Origin of the sequence: Pseudomonas sp. NC02 (assembly GCF_002874965.1) — a bacterium.
GTDB lineage: Bacteria > Pseudomonadota > Gammaproteobacteria > Pseudomonadales > Pseudomonadaceae > Aquipseudomonas.
This window is the reverse complement of record NZ_CP025624.1, coordinates 4,998,190-5,017,813: the sequence shown is the minus strand read 5'-3', so window position 1 is coordinate 5,017,813 and position 19,624 is coordinate 4,998,190. Positions and strand designations below refer to the sequence as shown.

Annotated in this window: 14 protein-coding genes; 7 read left to right on the top strand and 7 right to left on the bottom strand. The window is 62.6% G+C overall.

The window, feature by feature from the left end; all coding sequences use genetic code 11:
- Positions 1-50: 50 nt before the first annotated feature.
- The 5 genes from pyk to gcl all read right to left on the bottom strand — a co-directional run bounded on the left by pyk (position 51) and on the right by gcl (position 6,539).
- Positions 51-1,466, bottom strand: coding sequence for a pyruvate kinase (gene pyk, locus C0058_RS23305; RefSeq protein WP_003210597.1), 1,416 nt, complete (start codon positions 1,464-1,466; stop codon positions 51-53).
- Complete coding sequence (locus C0058_RS23300; protein WP_003210596.1) at positions 1,456-2,751, bottom strand: glycerate kinase; 1,296 nt, start codon at positions 2,749-2,751, stop codon at positions 1,456-1,458. The genes pyk and C0058_RS23300 overlap by 11 nt, the downstream gene beginning before the upstream one ends.
- Before the next feature lie 152 nt (positions 2,752-2,903).
- On the bottom strand, positions 2,904-3,794 hold the full coding sequence (locus tag C0058_RS23295) for a 2-hydroxy-3-oxopropionate reductase (RefSeq protein WP_102369653.1): 891 nt from the start codon (positions 3,792-3,794) through the stop codon (positions 2,904-2,906).
- A gap of 176 nt (positions 3,795-3,970) precedes the next feature.
- Positions 3,971-4,753 (bottom strand): hydroxypyruvate isomerase, encoded by a 783-nt coding sequence (gene hyi, locus C0058_RS23290; protein WP_003210594.1) that lies wholly within the window; start codon positions 4,751-4,753, stop codon positions 3,971-3,973.
- 10 nt (positions 4,754-4,763) lie between these two features.
- Complete coding sequence (gene gcl / locus C0058_RS23285; protein ID WP_063028181.1) at positions 4,764-6,539, bottom strand: glyoxylate carboligase; 1,776 nt, start codon at positions 6,537-6,539, stop codon at positions 4,764-4,766.
- Between the two features lie 267 nt (positions 6,540-6,806).
- On the opposite strand from gcl, the gene C0058_RS23280 reads away from it, so the two are divergent.
- The gene (locus C0058_RS23280) at positions 6,807-7,247 is read left to right on the top strand and encodes a heme-binding protein (protein ID WP_003210592.1); all 441 of its coding nucleotides are present in this window, start codon (positions 6,807-6,809) and stop codon (positions 7,245-7,247) included.
- A 115-nt stretch (positions 7,248-7,362) separates the two neighbouring features.
- Here C0058_RS23280 and C0058_RS23275 read toward each other — a convergent pair whose 3' ends face one another.
- Both C0058_RS23275 and C0058_RS23270 read right to left on the bottom strand, forming a co-directional pair.
- Entirely contained in the window at positions 7,363-7,821 is a 459-nt protein-coding gene (locus C0058_RS23275; RefSeq protein WP_087694459.1) for a transposase, read from the bottom strand.
- 206 nt (positions 7,822-8,027) lie between these two features.
- Entirely contained in the window at positions 8,028-8,633 is a 606-nt protein-coding gene (locus C0058_RS23270; protein WP_003210590.1) for a TetR/AcrR family transcriptional regulator, read from the bottom strand.
- A gap of 241 nt (positions 8,634-8,874) precedes the next feature.
- Here C0058_RS23270 and C0058_RS23265 point away from each other — a divergent pair, with 241 nt between their 5' ends.
- The 6 genes from C0058_RS23265 to C0058_RS23240 all read left to right on the top strand — a co-directional run bounded on the left by C0058_RS23265 (position 8,875) and on the right by C0058_RS23240 (position 19,618).
- Positions 8,875-10,002 carry an efflux RND transporter periplasmic adaptor subunit gene (locus C0058_RS23265; protein WP_008433882.1) on the top strand — a complete coding sequence of 376 codons (1,128 nt, stop codon included), beginning with the start codon at positions 8,875-8,877 and terminating at the stop codon, positions 10,000-10,002.
- Between the two features lie 13 nt (positions 10,003-10,015).
- Positions 10,016-13,078 carry an efflux RND transporter permease subunit gene (locus tag C0058_RS23260; RefSeq protein ID WP_102369652.1) on the top strand — a complete coding sequence of 1,021 codons (3,063 nt, stop codon included), beginning with the start codon at positions 10,016-10,018 and terminating at the stop codon, positions 13,076-13,078.
- 5 nt (positions 13,079-13,083) lie between these two features.
- Complete coding sequence (locus C0058_RS23255; RefSeq protein ID WP_043226017.1) at positions 13,084-16,209, top strand: efflux RND transporter permease subunit; 3,126 nt, start codon at positions 13,084-13,086, stop codon at positions 16,207-16,209.
- Positions 16,206-17,627, top strand: a complete 1,422-nt coding sequence (locus tag C0058_RS23250) for an efflux transporter outer membrane subunit (protein WP_102369651.1) — start codon at positions 16,206-16,208, stop codon at positions 17,625-17,627. Before C0058_RS23255 ends, C0058_RS23250 begins: the two co-directional genes overlap by 4 nt.
- 67 nt (positions 17,628-17,694) lie before the next feature.
- On the top strand, positions 17,695-18,600 hold the full coding sequence (locus C0058_RS23245; protein WP_003210585.1) for a DUF808 domain-containing protein: 906 nt from the start codon (positions 17,695-17,697) through the stop codon (positions 18,598-18,600).
- Between the two features lie 34 nt (positions 18,601-18,634).
- Positions 18,635-19,618, top strand: coding sequence for a GlxA family transcriptional regulator (locus tag C0058_RS23240; protein ID WP_102369650.1), 984 nt, complete (start codon positions 18,635-18,637; stop codon positions 19,616-19,618).
- The last annotated feature ends 6 nt before the right edge of the window (positions 19,619-19,624 follow it).

The window sequence follows — 19,624 nt, the reverse complement described above, 5'->3', positions numbered from 1 at the left end:
ATGGGCCTGCTGCGCAGTCCAGCGGGAGCAAGCTCCCTCGCCACAGGGGATTAGATCAATGTCTCGATCCGCAACGAATTGGTCGACCCTGGCTGCCCGAATGGCACCCCAGCAGTAATCACCAACGTATCCCCACGCTCCGCCATACCCTGTGCCTGGGCAATCTCCAACGCCGTGGAACACACCTCATCCACCTGCCGCAGCCGATCGTTCACCACCGAATGCACGCCCCACGCCACGCTCAAGCGTCGCGCCGTCGACAGGTTCGGTGTCAGGTTCAGAATCGGCACCGCCGGCCGTTCCCGCGCCGCCCGCAAGGTGGAGCTGCCCGACTCGCTGTAGTTCACCAGCACTGCCACCGGCAGGATGCTGCTGATACGGCGGATCGCACAGCTGATGGCGTCCGACACCGTGGCATCCGCCTTGGGCCGGCTGACGTCCAGCTGGGTCTGGTAATCCGGGCCATTTTCCACCTGGCGAATGATCTTGCTCATCATCAGCACGGCCTCCAACGGGTATTCACCGGAAGCGGTTTCCGCCGACAGCATCACCGCATCCGCCCCTTCCGCCACTGCGTTGGCCACGTCGGTGACTTCGGCACGGGTCGGCGCCGGGGAGAAGCGCATGGATTCAAGCATCTGCGTGGCCACCACCACCGGTTTACCCAACTGGCGGCACACACCAATGATGTCCTTCTGGATTTGCGGCACGCTTTCCGCCGGCACTTCCACCCCCAGGTCACCTCTGGCGACCATGATCGCGTCGCTCAACTCGGCGATTTCCTGCAGGCGCTGCACCGCCGAGGGCTTCTCGATCTTGGCCATCAGGAACGCCTTGTCGCCGATCAACTCGCGGGCTTCGCGGATGTCTTCCGGGCGTTGCACAAACGACAGCGCCACCCAGTCCACCCCCAGTTCCAGGCCGAAGCTCAGGTCGCGGCGGTCCTTGGCGGTCAGCGGGCTGAGCTCCAGCAATGCCTGGGGTACGTTCACGCCTTTACGGTCCGACAGTTCGCCGCCGTTGAGCACGGTGGTGTCGATGGCATCGGCGTGCTTGGTGATCACCCGCAGGCGCAGCTTGCCGTCGTCCAGCAGCAGGTCCATGCCGGGCTGCAGGGCTGCGATGATTTCCGGGTGGGGCAGGTTGACTCGCCGCTGGTCACCGGGTGTCGGGTCCAGGTCCAGGCGCAGGGCCTGGCCGCGAATCAGTTGCACTTTTCCTTCGGCAAAACGCCCCACCCGCAGCTTCGGCCCTTGCAGGTCCATCAGGATGCCGAGGGGATAATTGAGCTGGCGCTCCACCTGGCGAATCCACTGGTAGCGTTGGGCGTGGTCGGCATGATCGCCATGGCTGAAGTTCAGGCGAAAGATATTCACCCCGGCTTCCACCAGCTCGCGAATGTCGTCGATGCTGTCGGTGGCCGGGCCCAGCGTGGCGAGGATCTTGACCTTCTTGTCAGGCGTCATGTTCAGGGGACTCTCTTTCAGGGCTTTCAAGAATCAGAATGGCGCGGAAATCGTTGACGTTGGTGCGGGTCGGCTCGGTGATGATCAAGCCGTCGAGGGCCGCGAAGTAGCCGTAGCCATTGTTGTTGTCCAGCTCGTCACTGGCGCTCAAGCCCAGGGCTTCGGCGCGGGCATAGCTGGTGGGCGTCATGATCGCGCCGGCGTTGTCTTCCGAGCCGTCGATGCCGTCGGTGTCACCCGCCAGGGCGTAGACGCCGGGCAGGCCCTTGAGGCTGTCGGTGAGGCTCAGCAGGAATTCGGCGTTGCGTCCGCCACGGCCATTGCCGCGTACGGTGACGGTGGTTTCGCCGCCGGAGAGGATCACGCAAGGCGCCGCCAGGGGTTGGCCGTGCTGGATGATTTGCCGGGCGATACCGGCGTGCACCTTGGCCACGTCCCGCGCTTCGCCTTCCAGGTCGCCGAGGATCAGCGGGCTGAAACCGGCCTGGCGGACTTTCACTGCCACCGCTTCCAGGGATTGCTGCGGACGGGCGATCAGTTGGAAATGGCTACGGGCGAGCACCGGGTCCCCGGGCTTGACGGTTTCCGACTCCGGGCTTTGCAGCCAGGTGCGCACCGACGCCGGGATTTCAATCTGGTAGCGCTTGAGAATCGCCAGCGCCTGTTGCGAGGTACTGGGGTCGCCAACAGTGGGGCCGGAAGCGATGACCGTGGCCTGGTCGCCCGGTACATCGGAAATCGCGTAGGTGTAGACGGTGGCAGGCCAGCTTGCCTTGGCCAGGCGCCCGCCCTTGATCGCCGAGAGGTGCTTGCGCACGCAGTTCATCTCGCCAATGGTGGCGCCGGATTTGAGCAGGGCCTTGTTGATCGCTTGCTTGTCCGCCAGGGTGATGCCGGCGGCCGGAAGGGCGAGCAGTGCAGAGCCGCCGCCGGAGAGCAGGAAGATCACGCGGTCGTCTTCGCCCAGGTTGCTGATCAGCTCCAGCACACGCTTGGCCACGGCCTGGCCTGCGGCATCCGGCACCGGGTGCGCGGCTTCGACCACCTCGATTTTCTTGCAGGGTGCGCCGTGGCCGTAGCGGGTGACCACCAGGCCCGAGACTTCGCCTTGCCAGCAGTTTTCCACCACCAGCGCCATGGCGGCGGCGGCTTTGCCGGCACCGATCACGATGACACGGCCGCTGCGGTCGGCGGGCAGATAGGGTTCGAGGACTTGCCGGGGGTGGGCGGCGTCGATGGCTGTGGCAAACAGCTCGCGAAGCAGGTGTTGCGGATCGACCGACATAAGCGGGCTCCCGGGGATTCTTGTTATTAGGTATGCATCAGATCGTTCCCACGCTCCGCGTGGGAATGAATCGCTGGACGCTCTGCGTCCGCTGTTGCGACGCGGAGCGTCACGGCTGCATTCCCACGCAGAGCGTGGGAACGATCAGGGGGTTATTTATCGCGAATCGAAAAATTCGCCATATGTTCCAGGCCCTTGATCAGCGCCGAGTGGTCCCAGTTGCCGCCACCGATGGCGGTGCAGGTGCTGAACACCTGCTGCGTGCCGGCGGTGTTCGGCAGGTTGATCCCCAGCTCCTTGGCACCGGCCAGGGCCAGGTTCAGATCCTTCTGGTGCAGGTTGATGCGGAAGCCCGGATCGAAGGTGCCCTTGATCATGCGCTCGCCATGCACTTCGAGGATTTTCGACGAAGCAAAACCCCCCATCAGTGCTTCACGCACCTTGGCCGGGTCGGCGCCGTTCTTCGAGGCGAACAGCAGCGCTTCCGCCACCGCCTGGATGTTCAACGCAACGATGATCTGGTTGGCCACCTTGGCGGTCTGGCCATCGCCATTGCCGCCCACCAGGGTGATGTTCTTGCCCATGGCCTCGAACAGCGGCAGGGCGCGTTCGAAGGTTTGCGGGTCGCCGCCGATCATGATGCTCAGGGTGCCGGCCTTGGCACCGACTTCACCACCGGACACCGGGGCGTCGAGGTAACGTGCGCCGGTCTCGTTGATCTTCGCGGCGAAGGCCTTGGTGGCGGTGGGCGAGATCGAACTCATGTCGATCACCACTTTGTTCGGCCCAAGGCCTGCGGCAACGCCGTCGGCGCGGAACAGCACATCATCGACCTGCGGAGTGTCGGGCACCATGACGATGATGAATTCGGCTTCCTGGGCCACTTGCTGCGGGTCGGCCAGGGCCACCGCACCAGCGCTGATCAGTTCAGCCGGCGCCTTGCCGTGATGCTCGGAAAGAAACAGTTGGTGACCGGCCTTTTGCAGGTTGGCAGCCATGGGTTGGCCCATGATGCCGGTGCCGATAAATCCGATTTTAGCCATGACGAAAATCCTCTTATTGTTAGGTGTGCAGGCCTGGCGCGGCCTGCTAAACACAGGAGATCCACTGTGGGAGCGGGCTTGCTCGCGAATGGGGGCCGACATTCAGCATTGATGTCGACTGATCCACCGCTTTCGCGAGCAAGCCCGCTCCCACATTGGGTGCTGTGTTTGTTCAGTTAGATCGCGTTGTGGCTTTTGAGCCAACCCAAACCCGCTTCGGTGGTGGTCAACGGCTTGTACTCACAGCCGACCCAACCCTGATAACCAATGCGGTCCAAATGTTCGAACAGGAAGCGGTAGTTGATCTCACCGGTCCCCGGCTCGTTGCGCCCCGGGTTGTCCGCCAGCTGGATGTGGTTGATCTCACCCAGGTGCGCAGCCATGGTGCGGGCCAGGTCGCCTTCCATGATTTGCATGTGATAGATGTCGTATTGCAGGAACAGGTTGGCACTGCCCACCTGCTCGCGAATCGACAGGGCCTGCGCCGTGTTGTTCAGGTAGAAACCCGGGATGTCGCGGGTGTTGATCATCTCCATCACAAGCTTGATGCCCACCGCCTGCAACTTGTCGGCGGCGTACTTGAGGTTGGCGACGAAGGTTTTTTCAAGCGTCGCGTCATCCACGCCGGCCGGGCGAATCCCCGCCAGGCAGTTGACCTGGGTATTGCCCAGTACCTGGGCGTAGGCGATGGCCAGGTTGACCCCGGCACGGAACTCCTCGACCCGGTCCGGGTGGCAGGCCAGGCCGCGTTCGCCCTTGGCCCAGTCACCGGCCGGCAGGTTGAACAGCACTTGGGTCAGGCCGTGGGCATCGAGTTGCGCCTTGATTTCAGCTGAGCTGAATTCGTAGGGAAACAGGTATTCCACACCACTGAACCCCGCATCGGCGGCGGCTTTGAAACGGGCAAGAAAGTCCTGTTCGGTAAACAGCATGGACAGGTTGGCGGCAAAACGCGGCATGGGGTTCTCCTTAATCGAGCAGTGAAATGGCAGTCGGCGCGTCGTTGCCCACCAGTGCCAGATCTTCGAATTCGTTGACGGCGTTGATCTCGGTGCCCATGGAAATATTGGTCACCCGTTCCAGAATAATCTCAACGATCACCGGAACCTTGAATTCTTCGATCATTTCCTGGGCCTTGCGCAGTGCCGGCTGGATCTGGCCCGGCTCGAACACCCGCAGGGCCTTGCAACCCAGGCCTTCGGCGACGGCCACGTGGTCGACGCCGTAACCGTTGAGTTCCGGTGCGTTGAGGTTGTCGAAGGACAGCTGCACGCAGTAGTCCATTTCAAACCCGCGCTGGGCCTGGCGGATCAGCCCCAGGTAGGAGTTGTTCACCACCACGTGGATGTACGGCAGCTTGAACTGTGCGCCCACGGCCAGCTCTTCGATCATGAACTGGAAGTCATAGTCACCGGACAGTGCCACGACTTTGCGGGTCGGGTCCGCCTTGACCACACCCAGTGCCGCCGGAATGGTCCAGCCGAGCGGGCCGGCCTGGCCGCAGTTGATCCAGTGGCGTGGCTTGTAGACGTGCAGGAACTGCGCGCCGGCAATCTGCGACAGGCCGATGGTGCTGACGTAGCAGGTGTCTTTGCCGAACACCTGGTTCATCTCTTCGTACACCCGTTGCGGCTTGACCGGCACGTTGTCGAAGTGGGTCTTGCGGTGCAGGGTGGCCTTGCGCTGCTGGCAATCGTGGAGCCAGGCGCTGCGGTCCTTGAGCTTGCCGGCGGCTTTCCACTCGCGGGCCACTTCAATGAACATGGTCAATGCAGAGCCGGCGTCGGAAACGATGCCCAGGTCCGGGGTGAATACGCGGCCGATTTGCGTCGGCTCGATGTCCACGTGAATGAATTTTCGGCCCTCGGTGTACACCTCCACCGAACCGGTGTGACGGTTGGCCCAGCGGTTACCGATGCCCAGCACCACGTCCGATTTCAACATCGTGGCGTTGCCATAACGGTGGGACGTTTGCAGGCCGACCATGCCCACCATCTGCGGGTGATCGTCCGGGATCGTGCCCCAGCCCATCAGGGTCGGGATCACCGGGATGCCGGTCAACTCGGCGAATTCCACCAGCAGTTCGCTGGCGTCGGCGTTGATCACGCCACCACCGCTCACCAGCAATGGGCGCTCGGCCTGGTCCAGCAGGGCCAGGGCTTTTTCCACCTGGATACGGGTCGCCAAAGGCTTGGCCAGGGGCAGTGGTTGGTAGGCGTCGATGTCAAATTCGATCTCGGCCATTTGTACGTCGAATGGCAGGTCGATCAGCACCGGGCCCGGGCGACCGGAGCGCATTTCATAGAAGGCTTTCTGGAAGGCATACGGCACCTGGCCGGGTTCCAGGACGGTGGTCGCCCACTTGGTCACCGGCTTGACGATGCTGGTGATGTCGACAGCCTGGAAGTCTTCCTTGTGCATGCGTGCCCGTGGCGCCTGGCCGGTGATGCACAGGATCGGGATCGAGTCCGCCGAGGCGCTGTACAGGCCGGTAACCATGTCGGTGCCCGCCGGGCCCGAGGTGCCGATGCACACGCCGATATTGCCGGCCTTGGTGCGGGTGTAGCCCTCGGCCATGTGCGAGGCGCCTTCAACGTGGCGAGCAAGGACGTGATCGATGCCACCGACCTTCTGCAAGGCCGAATACAGCGGGTTGATCGCGGCGCCCGGGATACCGAAGGCGGTGTCGACCCCTTCACGGCGCATCACCAGGACAGCGGCTTCGATTGCTCTCATTTTGCTCATGGTTTTGGTGCCTCTTGCGTTTTGTAATTGTATACAAGTGGTGTTGGTCCGAAGTGTATTCACGGCGAGCGGGGCAGGTCAATCCATTTTCTTGGGTGGCCTTTACGTTCGTCGGAAGGCTTATGGACGGGAATATTTCGACGTGTGGTGCGTATGTTTCGAAAAATTGTATACAAAAAATAAATCTATTGTGTTCTATTTGTTTGATCGAGCTTCTGATCAGACAGAGCCCCACGGCTTTCCCATAACAAGATAAGGACGGCACCCATGAGCGCTTTAACCTTGAAAGTCGCAGTCAACCTGGCCAGCCACGCCATCGCGGCAGGCCGCACCATTTCGGCGGCACCGCTGACCGTTGCGGTACTCGACAGCGGCGGGCATTTGATAACGTTGCAGCGCGAGGATGGCGCGAGCCTGCTGCGCCCGCAGATCGCGATTGGCAAGGCCTGGGGTGCGATAGCCCTGGGCAAGGGCTCGCGCTTGCTGGCGCTGGACGCACAGCAACGGCCGGCGTTTATTGCCGCGTTGAACAGCCTGGGGCAGGGCAGCGTGGTGCCGGCACCGGGCGGGGTGTTGATCCGGGATCAGGCGGGTGTGGTGCTGGGCGCGATCGGGATCAGCGGGGATACGTCGGATATTGACGAGCAGTGTGCGATCAGTGCGATCGAGGGGTTGGGGTTGTTGGCGGATGCGGGGGTTACTGCTTGATGTGAGGTGACTGATGGATAGTCATCGCAGGCAAGCCAGCTCCCACAGTTGAATGTATTCACGAATCAAAATGTGGGAGCGGGCTTGCCCGCGATGGCGGCGACTCGGTCTCCAGTCAAAGCCAGATCGCATCCCACAGTGGGTAGTCGCCATATTTTTTCACCAGCCCCGCCCTCAAGGGATTGGCCACGATGTACCGAGCTATGCCCTCAAGGTTTTCTTCGCGCCGCACGGCATGATCATGGAAACCTGGTTGCCAAAGACGCCCTTTTCGCCCGGCAACGGCATTCACGACTCGAGTACTTTTGGATTTGACTTGGCGCATCAGGTCAGCCAGCGAACCGTTTTCCAGCGAAATCAACCAGTGGAAATGATCGGGCATCACTACCCAGGCGAGTGAGGTTGCCAGTCGCTGGTTTTGCGCAATTCTGAATTGCTGCACCACCAGTCTGCCTAGCTTGAAGTCGCTGAATATTGGTTCGCGATGCAGTGTGTTACTGGTCAGAAGATAAATTCGGTTGGGTTCGTTATAGCGGCCTGTGCGTAGACGACATGATGCGGGTAGATCAGGCATTCCGTTGCCCCTTTGCAGAAGTGAGTTCTGAAAGGCTAGACAGGAATATTTTAAGGGGGGGGCCAGCTTTTGGCAGGATGTGTCTGGGCGATAGCTATCGCGGGCAAGCCCGCTCCCACAGTGGATCTCCGTCGTTCATACATTCTGTGTCCGGCACAAACCCAGTGTGGGAGCTGGCTTGCCTGCGATGGCTACACCGCGGTCTATCAGTCCCGCTCACACCCCTTCAACACCAACCGAATAATCGTCTGCGCCGCCGCCTCATAATCCGCTTCATCCAACTTCGCCTTCCCGGTCACCGCCGAAATCTGCCAGTCAAAATCCGCATACGTCTGCGTCGCCGCCCAAATGCTGAACATCAGGTGATGCGGATCAATCGGCGCAATCAGCCCACGGTCCACCCAGCTCTGGATGCAGTCGATGTTGTGCTTGGCCTGGGCATTCAGCTGTTCCACCTGCTCGGGGCTTAAATGCGGGGCGCCGTGCATGATCTCACTGGCAAACACTTTCGAGGCAAACGGCAAATCCCGGGAGATGCAGATCTTCGAGCGGATGTACCCGCTCAGCACGGCCGAAGGGTCGCCATCAGGATTGAACGGTGTGGAGGCCGCCAGGATCGGCTCGATAATGCTTTCGAGCACCTCGCGATAGAGGTTGTCCTTGGACTTGAAGTAGTAGTAGACGTTGGGCTTGGGCAGCCCGGCCTTGGCGGCGATGTCGCTGGTTTTGGTCGCGGCGAAGCCCTTGTCGGCAAACTCCTCACTGGCAGCCCGCAGGATCAGTTCTTTGTTGCGCTCGCGAATGGTGCTCATAGACCAGGAGGTTCCTTGCCAAGACAGGCGGTCTGGCATGGTAGCACCGGCTTTGCGCAGGGCTCAAGAATCCCGCCGCAGCCCTTGCATGGCGGGGCGCCCAGCTGACTTTGTCTGTCTTGATGCTGAACGCATTCACGGTCGTACAGGCACAGCTCGAGCGCGCTGCTAGAGTTCAGGCAGCGAGCGGCCATTTAGCCTGGCCGCCCCTTCCTGTTTTCGGCGTTCGAGAGAGAAACCCGTGGAGAAAAGCAGACGACGTACGTTCGCCTGGGCCGTTGGCACGTTGTTACTGGTAGCGTTGTTGATTGCCCTGGGTTTGCACTTCTTTGCAGGCGGGCACAAAGGCCGGCCGGCCGTCACCGGCGAACCGGTGGCCGTGGTGCCGGTGGTGTTGCAGGACGTGCCGGTGTATATCGATGCCCTCGGCACCGTCACCCCCACCCGCAGTGTGACCGTGGTCACCCAGGTCGATGGCATCCTCAGCAGCGTGGAATTCAAGGAAGGCCAGCACGTCAGCAAGGGCCAGGTGATTGCGCGGATCGATGACCGTGCTCTCAAGGCCCAACTGGCCGTGGCCAAGGGTACCCTGGCCCACGACCAGGCTGTGTTGAGCAATGCCCAGCGCGATCTGGTGCGCTACCGCGAACTGGTCAAGGCCGGCTCTACCAGCCAGCAAACCGTCGACACCCAGGCGTCCTTGGTCCAGCAACAACTGGGCACCGTGGCCGCCGACCAGGGCAATGTGCAGAACCTTGAAGTGCAGGTCGGCTACTGCACCATCACTTCGCCGGTCGACGGTGTGGTGGGCCTGCGCCTGGTCGACCCCGGCAATTACGTCACCACCACCAGCACCACCGGCATCGTGGTGATTACCCAGATGAACCCGGCCACCGTGGTGTTCGCGGTCCCCGAGGACGACCTGGGTGCAATCAACCAGGCCCTGGGCCGTGGCGCCGTGACGGTGCTGGCCTACGACCGCAACAAGAAAGCCCTGCTGGCCACCGGCAGCCTGTTGGCCCTGGACAACCAGGTAGACACCTCCACCGGCACCATCAAGGTCAAGGCGCAGTTCGATGATTCGGGCAGTGCGCTGTTCCCCAACCAGTTCGTCAATGCGCGCCTGAAGGCCGACACCCTGGCCCAGGTTGCCGTGGTGCCCACCCGGGCGATCCAGCATGGCAGCAAGGGCGATTTTGTGTTCGTGGTGAATGGCGACAAGGCCAGCCTGCGCAACATCAAGACCGGCCCATCGATGGGCGATGTGTCGGCGGTGCTCGAGAACGGCGTCAAGCCAGGCGAGCAGGTGATCACCGAAGGCGCCGACAAACTGGATGACGGTTCGGCCGTGAAGGTCGTCGCCCAGTGAGGAGCTGCCGAGCATGAACATTTCGCGGCCCTTTATCGAACGTCCCGTCGCCACCACCTTGATGATGGTCGCGGTGCTGTTGCTGGGCATGTTGGGGTATCACCTGTTGTCGGTGTCGGCGTTGCCTGAAGTCGACTACCCGACCATCCAGGTCTTCACCCAATACCCCGGCGCCAGCCCGGACGTGGTCAGCTCCTCGATCACCGCGCCGCTGGAGCGCCAGCTCGGCGAGATGCCGGGCCTCAAGTCGATGAACTCCACCAGCTCCGACGGCGCTTCGGTGGTGACCCTGCAATTCGACCTGTCGCTGTCCCTGGACGTGGCAGAGCAGGAAGTGCAGGCCGCGATCAACGCCGCCGGCACCTTCCTGCCGGCCAACCTGCCGTACCCACCGGTGTACAGCAAGGTCAATCCGGCGGATGCGCCGGTACTGACCCTGTCCCTGACCTCCGATGTGTTGCCGCTGACCAAGGTCGAGGACCTGGCGGATACACGGCTGGCGCAGAAGATCTCGCAGATCACTGGCGTCGGCCTGGTGACCATCAGCGGCGGTCAGCGCCCGGCGGTGCGGGTCGAGGCGAATACCTCGGCGCTCAATAGCCTCGGCCTGTCCATTGATGACCTGCGCACCTCCCTCGGCACGGCCAACGTCAACCAGGCCAAGGGCAATATCGACGGCAAGTTCCAGGCGTATTCGATTGGTGCCAACGACCAGCTGCAATCGGCCGAGGAATACCGCGACCTGGTGATCGCCTATAAAAATGGCGCGCCGATTCGCCTGTCGCAGATCGCCAGTTCCACCCAGGGCCCGGAGAACCCGCGCCAGGCTGCGTGGACCAACAGCACGCCGTCGATTGTGCTGAACATTCAGCGCCAGCCCGGCGCCAATGTGATTCAGGTGGTCGACCGCGTGCAGCAATTGCTGCCCAAGCTGCGGGCCAGTTTGCCGGGTACCTTGAAGGTCGATGTGCTGACCGACCGCACGCAAACCATCCGCGCCTCGGTCACCGATGTGCAGTACGAACTGGCGGTGGCGGTGCTGCTGGTGGTGATCGTGATTTTCATTTTCCTGCGCGACGTTGCGGCGACGGTTATTCCGGCAGTCACCGTGCCGCTGACGCTGGTGGGCACCCTGGCGGTGGCTTATGCGCTGGGCTTTTCCCTGAACAACCTGACACTGATGGCGCTGACTATCGCCATCGGATTCGTGGTGGACGACGCCATCGTGATGATCGAAAACATCACACGCTATATCGAGGCAAGCGACTCGCCGCTGGAGGCGGCGCTCAAGGGTTCGGAGCAAATCGGCTTCACGATTATTTCGCTGTCGATTGCGCTGATTGCAGTGATGATCCCGCTGCTGTTCATGGGCGATGTGGTCGGCCGGCTGTTCCGCGAATTCGCCATGACCGTGGCCGTGACCATCGTTATCTCGGCGTTCATCTCCCTGACCCTCACGCCGATGATGTGCGCGCGGATGCTCAAGAATAAGCACCAGGAGCGCCGCGCGGATTTCTTCGACCGCATCAACACCCACTACGTGCGTGGCCTTGACTGGGTGTTGGCGCACCGCACCTTGACCCTGATCTCGATAGCGCTCACCGCCGCGCTGACCCTGATGATTCTGGTGATCATGCCCAAGGGCTTTTTTCCCGATCAGGACACCGGCCTGATCCAGGGTATTTCCCAGGCGGCGCCGACGGTTTCATTCCAGCAGATGCAGACCGAACAACAGCGCCTGGCCGCGCGAATCCTCAAGGACCCGGCGGTGCAAAGCCTGTCGTCCTTCGTCGGTATCGACCAGACCAACCCGACCATCAACCAGGGCAACCTGCTGATCAACCTCAAGCCCCGCGGCGAGCGTGACAGTGCCACCGAGGTGATCCGCCGGCTCTCCGATGCCAACGCCGACGACGCCGGGATCCGCCTGTACCTGCACTCGGTACAGGACTTGACCCTCGACGCCACGGTGTCCACCACCAGCTACCGGCTGGGCCTGCAAGCCACCGATCCGGACGAGCTGGAAACGTGGACCAACAAGCTGCTGGCGGCGATCAAGCAAGACCCGATGTTCACCGACGTGCAAAGCCAGGCGATGCAATTCGGCAATCAGATCCAGCTGACCTTTGACCGCGCCACCGCCTCGCGACTCGGTATCACGCCCCAGGCGATTGACGATGTGCTGTATGACGCCTTCGGCCAGCGCCAGGTCTCGACGATCTACACCCAGCTCAACCAGTACCACGTGGTGATCGCCACCGACCATCCGCCGCGCAACTTGCCGGACCTGCTCACCGGGTTGTACGTGGACATTCCTGGTGGCGGTGTGGCGCCGCTGTCGAGCATGGCGACCATGCAGGTGGTGCGCACGCCCGTGACCATCAACCGCCTGGGTCAGTTTCCGTATGCCGACGTGTCGTTCAACCTTGCTCCGGGCCAGACCCTTGGCACGGCAGTGACGCGGCTCAAGGACATCGAGGCCAAGGTCGGCTTGCCGCTGTCGGTGCAGGCCAACCTGGAAGGCGCGGCGGCGACGTTCGAACAGTCGCTGTCCAACCAGGTATTCCTGGTGGTGGCGGCGATTGTGGTGGTGTACCTGATGCTGGGGATTCTGTACGAGAGCTTCGTGCACCCGGTGACGATCCTTTCGACGCTGCTCTCGGCAGCACTCGGGGCCTTGCTGGCGCTGCTGGTGACGGGCACGCAGTTCGACATCATCGGCCTGATCGGCATTGTGTTGCTGATCGGTATCGTGATGAAAAACGGCATCATGATGGTCGACTTTGCCCTGGAGTTGTTACGCGAGGGCGGCCTGAGCCCCACGGCCGCGATCCGCCAGGCGGCAGAGTTGCGGTTCCGGCCGATCCTGATGACCAGCATGGCGTCGCTGTTCGGCGCGGTGCCGCTGGCGCTCGGTACGGGGATTGGTTCGGAGCTGCGTCACCCGCTGGGCATCGCGATTATCGGCGGGTTGTTGCTCAGTCAGTTGCTGACGCTGTTTTCCACGCCGGTGATCTTCCTCGCCATGCACGGCCTGGGGCAGCGCTTCAGCCGCCGCCCGGCTGAAGCGGTCTGATGGCAATGAACCTCAGCGCGCCGTTTGTTCGCCGCCCGATTGCAACCACCTTGATGGCGGCCGGCCTCGCGCTGTTTGGCGCGCTGGCCTTCATGCTGTTGCCGGTGGCGCCGTTGCCGGAGGTGGATTTCCCGACCATCAGCGTCAGCGCCTCGTTGCCCGGCGCCGATCCGACCACCGTCGCCAGTTCAGTGGCCACGCCCCTGGAGCGCCAGTTCGGGCAGATCGCCGGGGTCACGCAGATGACCTCATCCAGCAGCTTGGGCTCGGCGCGGATCATTTTGCAGTTCGACCTGAATCGCGACATCGACGGCGCCGCGCGGGATGTGCAGGCGGCGATCAATGCCGCCCGCAGCAACCTGCCCAGCGACCTGTCCGGCAACCCGACGTACCGCAAGGTCAACCCGGCGGATTCGCCGATTCTGATCATCAGCCTGACCTCCGACAGCGCCACGCCGGGGCAGATGTATGACGTGGCCTCGACCCTGTTGGAGCAAAAGTTGTTGCAGACCACCGGGGTCGGTGACGTGACGGTGGGCGGCGGGGCGCTGCCGGCGGTGCGGGTGGAATTGAACCCCGATCGGCTCAACCAGTACGGCGTCAGCCTGGAGCAGGTGCGCCAGGTGATCAACGCCTCCAACGTCAACTTGCCCAAGGGCAACGTGGCCATCGGCGACCGTAACTACGGCATTGCGGCGAATGACCAGTTGCTCGATGAAAAGGACTACGGGCCGCTGGTGGTCAAGGCCCACAACGGCGACCTGATCCATATCGCCGACCTGGGCTACGTGCGCGAAGACGTGCAGGACCTGCGCAACTTCGGCCTGTCCAACGGCAAGCCGGCGGTACTGCTGGTGGTGTTCAAGCAGCCGGGCGCCAACGTGATCGAAACGGTGGACGCGGTGAAAGCCTCGCTGCCGTTCCTGCAAAGCTCGATTCCGGCGACGATCAAGCTCAACCTGCTGATGGACCGCACCACCACCATTCGCGCCTCGTTGCATGACGTCGAGATCACGTTGCTGGTGTCGATCCTGCTGGTGACCCTGGTGACCTTCGGCTTCTTCCGCGACTGGCGCAGCACCCTGGTGCCGGCGATTGTGGTGCCGCTGTCGCTGCTCGGCACCTTCGGCGCGATGTACTTCCTCGGCTACAGCCTGAACAACCTGTCACTCATGGCGCTGACGATTTCCACCGGCTTTGTGGTGGACGATGCGATTGTGGTGGTGGAAAACATCATGCGCCACCTGGAGCGCGGCAAGACCCGGGTGGAAGCGGCGCTGGCCGGTGCCCAGGAAGTCGGCTTCACGGTACTGACCATCAGCGTGTCGCTGGTGGCGGTGTTTATTCCGCTGCTGCTGATGGGCGGGATTGTCGGGCGGCTGTTCCGGGAGTTTTCGGTATCGTTGTCGGTGGCCATCGTGATCTCGATGCTGATCTCGCTGACGGTTACACCGATGCTCGCCAGCGTGCTGCTGCGCGCGCCGAAAGCGATTCATGAAGGCAATGAACACCCGGACTCGCGCTTTCACCGCTTCTACGATCGCACCCTCGGTTGGGTGATCGACCATACGGTGCTGATGGGTTTTGTGACGGTGTTGGTGATCGTGCTCGCCGGCGTGTTGTACGTGCTGGTGCCCAAGGGTTTTTTCCCTCAGGAAGACACCGGGCGCTTGCAGGGCAGCATCCTGGCGAACCAGAGCATTTCCTATGGGGCGATGCAGAAGGACTTCACCGAGATCAACCGCAAGGTGATGAAAAACCCGAACATCGAAACCGTCGCCGGGTTTGTCGGCGGTGGCGGAGGGGGCGGCGGGGCGGTCAACAGCGCGCAGATGTTTGTATTGCTCAAGCCCCTGGGCGAGCGCAAGGACAACGCCACCGAAATCATCGGCCAGATCCGCCGCAGCCTCGGCGACTTGCCGGGCACCAAGCTGTATTTGCAGTCGGCCCAGGACATCACCGTGGGTGGCCGGCAAAGTGGCGCACAATACCAATACACCCTGACCGCCGATGACCAGGAGTCGCTGGACGAATGGGTGCCCAAGGTGGTGGCGGTGCTGCGCAAATTGCCGCAACTCACCGACCTCAATACCGACCAGCAAGACAACAGCTTGCTGGCCAATGTGCAAATCAACCGGGACACGGCGGCGCGCCTCGGGGTGAGTGTCTCGGCGGTCGACCAGACGCTGTACGACGCCTTTGGCCAGCGCCAGGTCGCGACTCTGTATCGCGCGGCCAACCAGTACCACGTGGTGATGGAAATCGCGCCGGAATACTGGACCGACCCTTCCGCGCTCAAGGGCATTTATGTGCCGACGGGCACCCAGGCCACGACCACCAAGGGCACCACGGCGGCGCCCAACCTGACCACCGGGCAGACCCTGGTGCCACTCTCGGCACTGGCGGATAACACGGTGGCGCGCACCGCAATTTCCATCAGTCACCAGGGCACGTTCCCGGCGGTGACAGTCTCGTTCAACCTGGCGCCCGGCACGTCCATCGGCCAGGCCACGGCGATGGTGGACGATGCGGTGAAGCAGCTGCGCATGCCCGCCAGTGTGGTCGGCCAGTTTGCCGGTACGGCCCAGGTGTTCCAGTCGTCGGTGGCCAGTGAGCCGCTGCTGATCGTCGCTGCGTTGCTGTGCGTGTATATCGTGCTGGGCATCCTCTACGAAAACCTGACGCACCCGCTGACCATTCTGTCGACCCTGCCCTCGGCCGGCGTCGGTGCGTTGATCGCCTTGCTGCTGACCGGCACCGAGCTGTCGATCATTGCGCTGGTGGGGGTGATTCTGTTGATTGGTATCGTGAAGAAAAACGCGATCATGATGATCGACTTCGCGATCACCGAGCGGCGGGAGTTCGGCCTCACGGCCAAGGAAGCGATTCGCCGGGCGTGCCTGATCCGTTTCCGGCCGATCATGATGACGACCCTGGCGGCGATCCTTGGCGCGCTGCCGCTGGTGCTCGGCACCGGTTATGGCTCTGAGTTGCGCCGGCCGTTGGGGATTTCGATTATTGGTGGCCTGCTGTTCAGCCAGGTGCTGACGCTGTACACCACCCCGGTGATCTACCTGTGGCTCGACCGGGCGTCACAGCGCCTGGGTCGGCGTAAGGAAGCAAGGTTATGAACGTGAAATACAGCGTGCTTTGCATCAGCTTGCTGCTCGGCGGCTGCATGGTCGGGCCCGATTACCAGAAGCCCGCCATGGAGCTGCCGCAGACCTTCAAGGAAGGCGCGCAGTGGCAGCGCGCGGCGGCTAACCCCCAAGGGGCGATGGACAGCCAGTGGTGGCTGGCCTATCAGGACCCGGTGCTGAACGACCTGGTGGCGCGCTCGGCCAAGGCCAACCAATCGATCATCGCGGCGGAGGCCGCGTACCGTTTGGCTCAGGCGCAGGTGGCGTCCAGCCGGGCCGGTTTGTGGCCGACGGTGGGCGTGGGATTGTCGGGTTCGCGGGGAACGGCAGGCAGTGGTAGCGGCACGTCCACCACCGGTACCACGGCGGGCGGCGTGCAGAACAGTGTCAGCGCCACCTTGACCGCCAGTTGGGAGCCGGACCTGTGGGGCCTGGTGCGGCGCGGGATAGAGTCCAGCCAGGCGACGGCCCAGCAATCGGATGCGTTGCTGGCCGGGGTGCGGCTGTCCATCAGTTCCAGCGTGGCGAGTAACTACCTCGCCCTGCGGCAGATGGACATCGACGTGCGCCTGTTGCAGCAACAACAGAAGATCAACCAGCAACTGCTGGACATGATCCAGGTGCAGTTCACCCAGGGCGTCGCCACCAACGACCAGTTGCTGGTGGCGCAGGACCAGTTGACCACTTCGATTGCCGACTTGCAGACCTCCCTGCGCGACCGCGAGCAATACGAACACGCGCTGGCCGTGCTGGTGGGCGTGGCGCCGAGTGAATTCAGCGTGGCGGTGCGCAATGACTACAGCTTCGTGGTCCCGCGGCCACCGTTGACCTTGCCGTCGACCCTGCTGCAACGGCGTCCCGATGTGGTGGCGGCGGAGCGCTCGGCAGCGGCGGCCAACGCGAAAATCGGCGTGGCTGAAGCCGCATTCTTCCCGACCCTGGATCTTACTGCCGAGGCCGGTTACCGCGGCAGTGCGTTGGGCGGGTTGTTCTCCCTGCCCAATCGCATCTGGACGTTGGGCCCGGCGCTGGCGGAAACCCTGTTCGATGGCGGCGCCCGCGAAGCGGCGGTCAAGCAGGCCGAGGCCAGCTATGACCAGATCGCCGCGACCTACAAGGGCACCGTGCTCAGCGCCTTGCAGAACGTTGAAGACAACCTGTCGGCAATCAACCACCTGCAAACCCAGGCCGATGCGTTCCAGCAGGTGTACCAGCGTAATCAGCAACTGTTCGGCAGCCAGGAAGCACAGTTGCGCGCCGGCACCGTGAGCCAGGAGGCCGTGCTGACCCAGCAACTGGTGTTGCTGCAAGCCGAGCAGAATCTTCGCGACACCCAGGGCCAGCTCAGCCAGGGCAGTGTGGCGCTGATCCAGAGCCTTGGCGGGGGCTGGCAAACGCCTGCGCGCTGAACGGCTCGCTAACCCGGGGTGCGCCGCGTTATTCTCGGCGCACTTTGAATCACGGGAAGCCTGAGCCATGGCAGGAAGCAGTTTGCTGGTATTGATCGACGACATCGCCGCGGTGCTCGATGATGTGGCGTTGATGACCAAGATGGCTGCGAAGAAAACCGCCGGCGTGCTGGGGGACGACCTGGCGCTGAATGCCCAGCAAGTCTCCGGGGTGCGCGCCGAGCGGGAAATTCCGGTGGTGTGGGCGGTGGCCAAGGGCTCGTTCGTCAACAAGCTGATTTTGGTGCCGGCTGCGTTGCTGATCAGCGCGTTTGCGCCGTGGGCGGTCACGCCGTTGTTGATGCTGGGCGGCGCTTACCTGTGTTTTGAAGGTTTCGAAAAACTCGCCCATAGCTTCTTCCACAAACGCACCGAAGAGCAGGCGCACCTGGTGGAAGCCGTGGCGGATCCGGCCACGGACCTGGTGGCCTTCGAGAAGGACAAGATCAAGGGCGCGATCCGTACCGACTTCATCCTCTCCGCCGAAATCATCGCCATCACCCTCGGTACCGTGGCCGATGCACCGCTGATGCAGCAAGTGATCGTGTTGTCGGGTATCGCCATCGTCATGACCATCGGCGTCTACGGCTTGGTGGCCGGTATCGTCAAACTCGATGACCTGGGCCTGTGGCTCACCCAGAAGCCCGGCCAGGCGGCGCGCAGCATCGGCGGGGCGATCCTGCGGGCGGCGCCGTACATGATGAAAAGCCTGTCGGTGATCGGTACGGCGGCGATGTTCATGGTCGGCGGTGGCATCCTGACCCATGGTGTGCCGGTGGTGCATCACTGGATCGAGACTGTGAGCCAGAGTACTGGCGGCCTGGCGTGGTTGATGCCGACGTTGCTCAATGCCGTGGCGGGGATCATTGCCGGGGCCGTGGTGTTGGCGGTGGTCAGTGCGGTGGGTAACCTCTGGAAGCGGGTGAGGGCATAGGCATTTGATCGAGCGACGGCAATTCAGCGGGGGCATGAAAGGCAAGAACCTCCGTTACCTGAATGAAAATCCCGGCGAGGCCCGCCAGACGGTGCGTGCGGGATTTGTGTTGCTCGAACATTTTTCGCTGCCGGCGTTTACCCAGGCGCTGGATACGCTGATCACCGCCAACCTGCTGCGGCCCGCTTCTTTTTCTACCTCGACCTTCGGCTTGCGGGAAGGCGAGGTGATCAGTGACCTGGGGCTGGTGATCCGGCCCGATGCGCGGCTTGAGTCTTCGGTGCTTAAAGAGTTGGACCTGTTGGTGATATGCGGTGGCTATCGCACTGAACTGAAGGCTGCGGAGGAGTTTATCCACCTGCTGAAAAGCGCCTCGGAGCAGGGTGTGAGCCTGGCCGGTTTGTGGAATGGTGCGTGGTTCCTGGGGCGTGCAGGATTGCTGGGCGGCTACCGCTGCGCCGTGCACCCGGAACATCGCCCGGCCCTCGCTGATTTCTGCAAGGCGACGCAGGTCAGCAGCGAACCCTATGTGATTGATCGCGACCGGCTGACGGCATCGAGCCCTTCCGGTGCGTTTCATATGGCGCTGGACTGGATCAAGGGGCTGTACGGCAAAGCGCTGGTGGAGGGGATCGAGGACATCCTGGCGTTTGAGGAGTCGCGCTACCGGCGGGTGAAACCCACGGAAAACGTGTGCTTGAGCGCACCCCTGCGCGAGGTGGTCAACCTGATGGACGCCAACCTCGAAGAGCCTCTGGAGCTTGAGCAACTGGCCGTTTATGCGGGCCGTTCCCGACGCCAGTTGGAGCGTTTGTTCAAGGACCAGCTTGGCACCACGCCCCAGCGTTATTACCTGGAACTGCGCATCACCGAGGCCCGTCGGCTGCTGCAACACACCGAGCTGTCCCAGGTGGACGTGCTGGTGGCCTGCGGGTTTGTCTCGCCGAGCCATTTCAGCAAGTGCTACAGCGCCTACTTTGGCTACAGGCCATCCAAGGAAAAGCGCCTGGTCAAATAGCCTGAG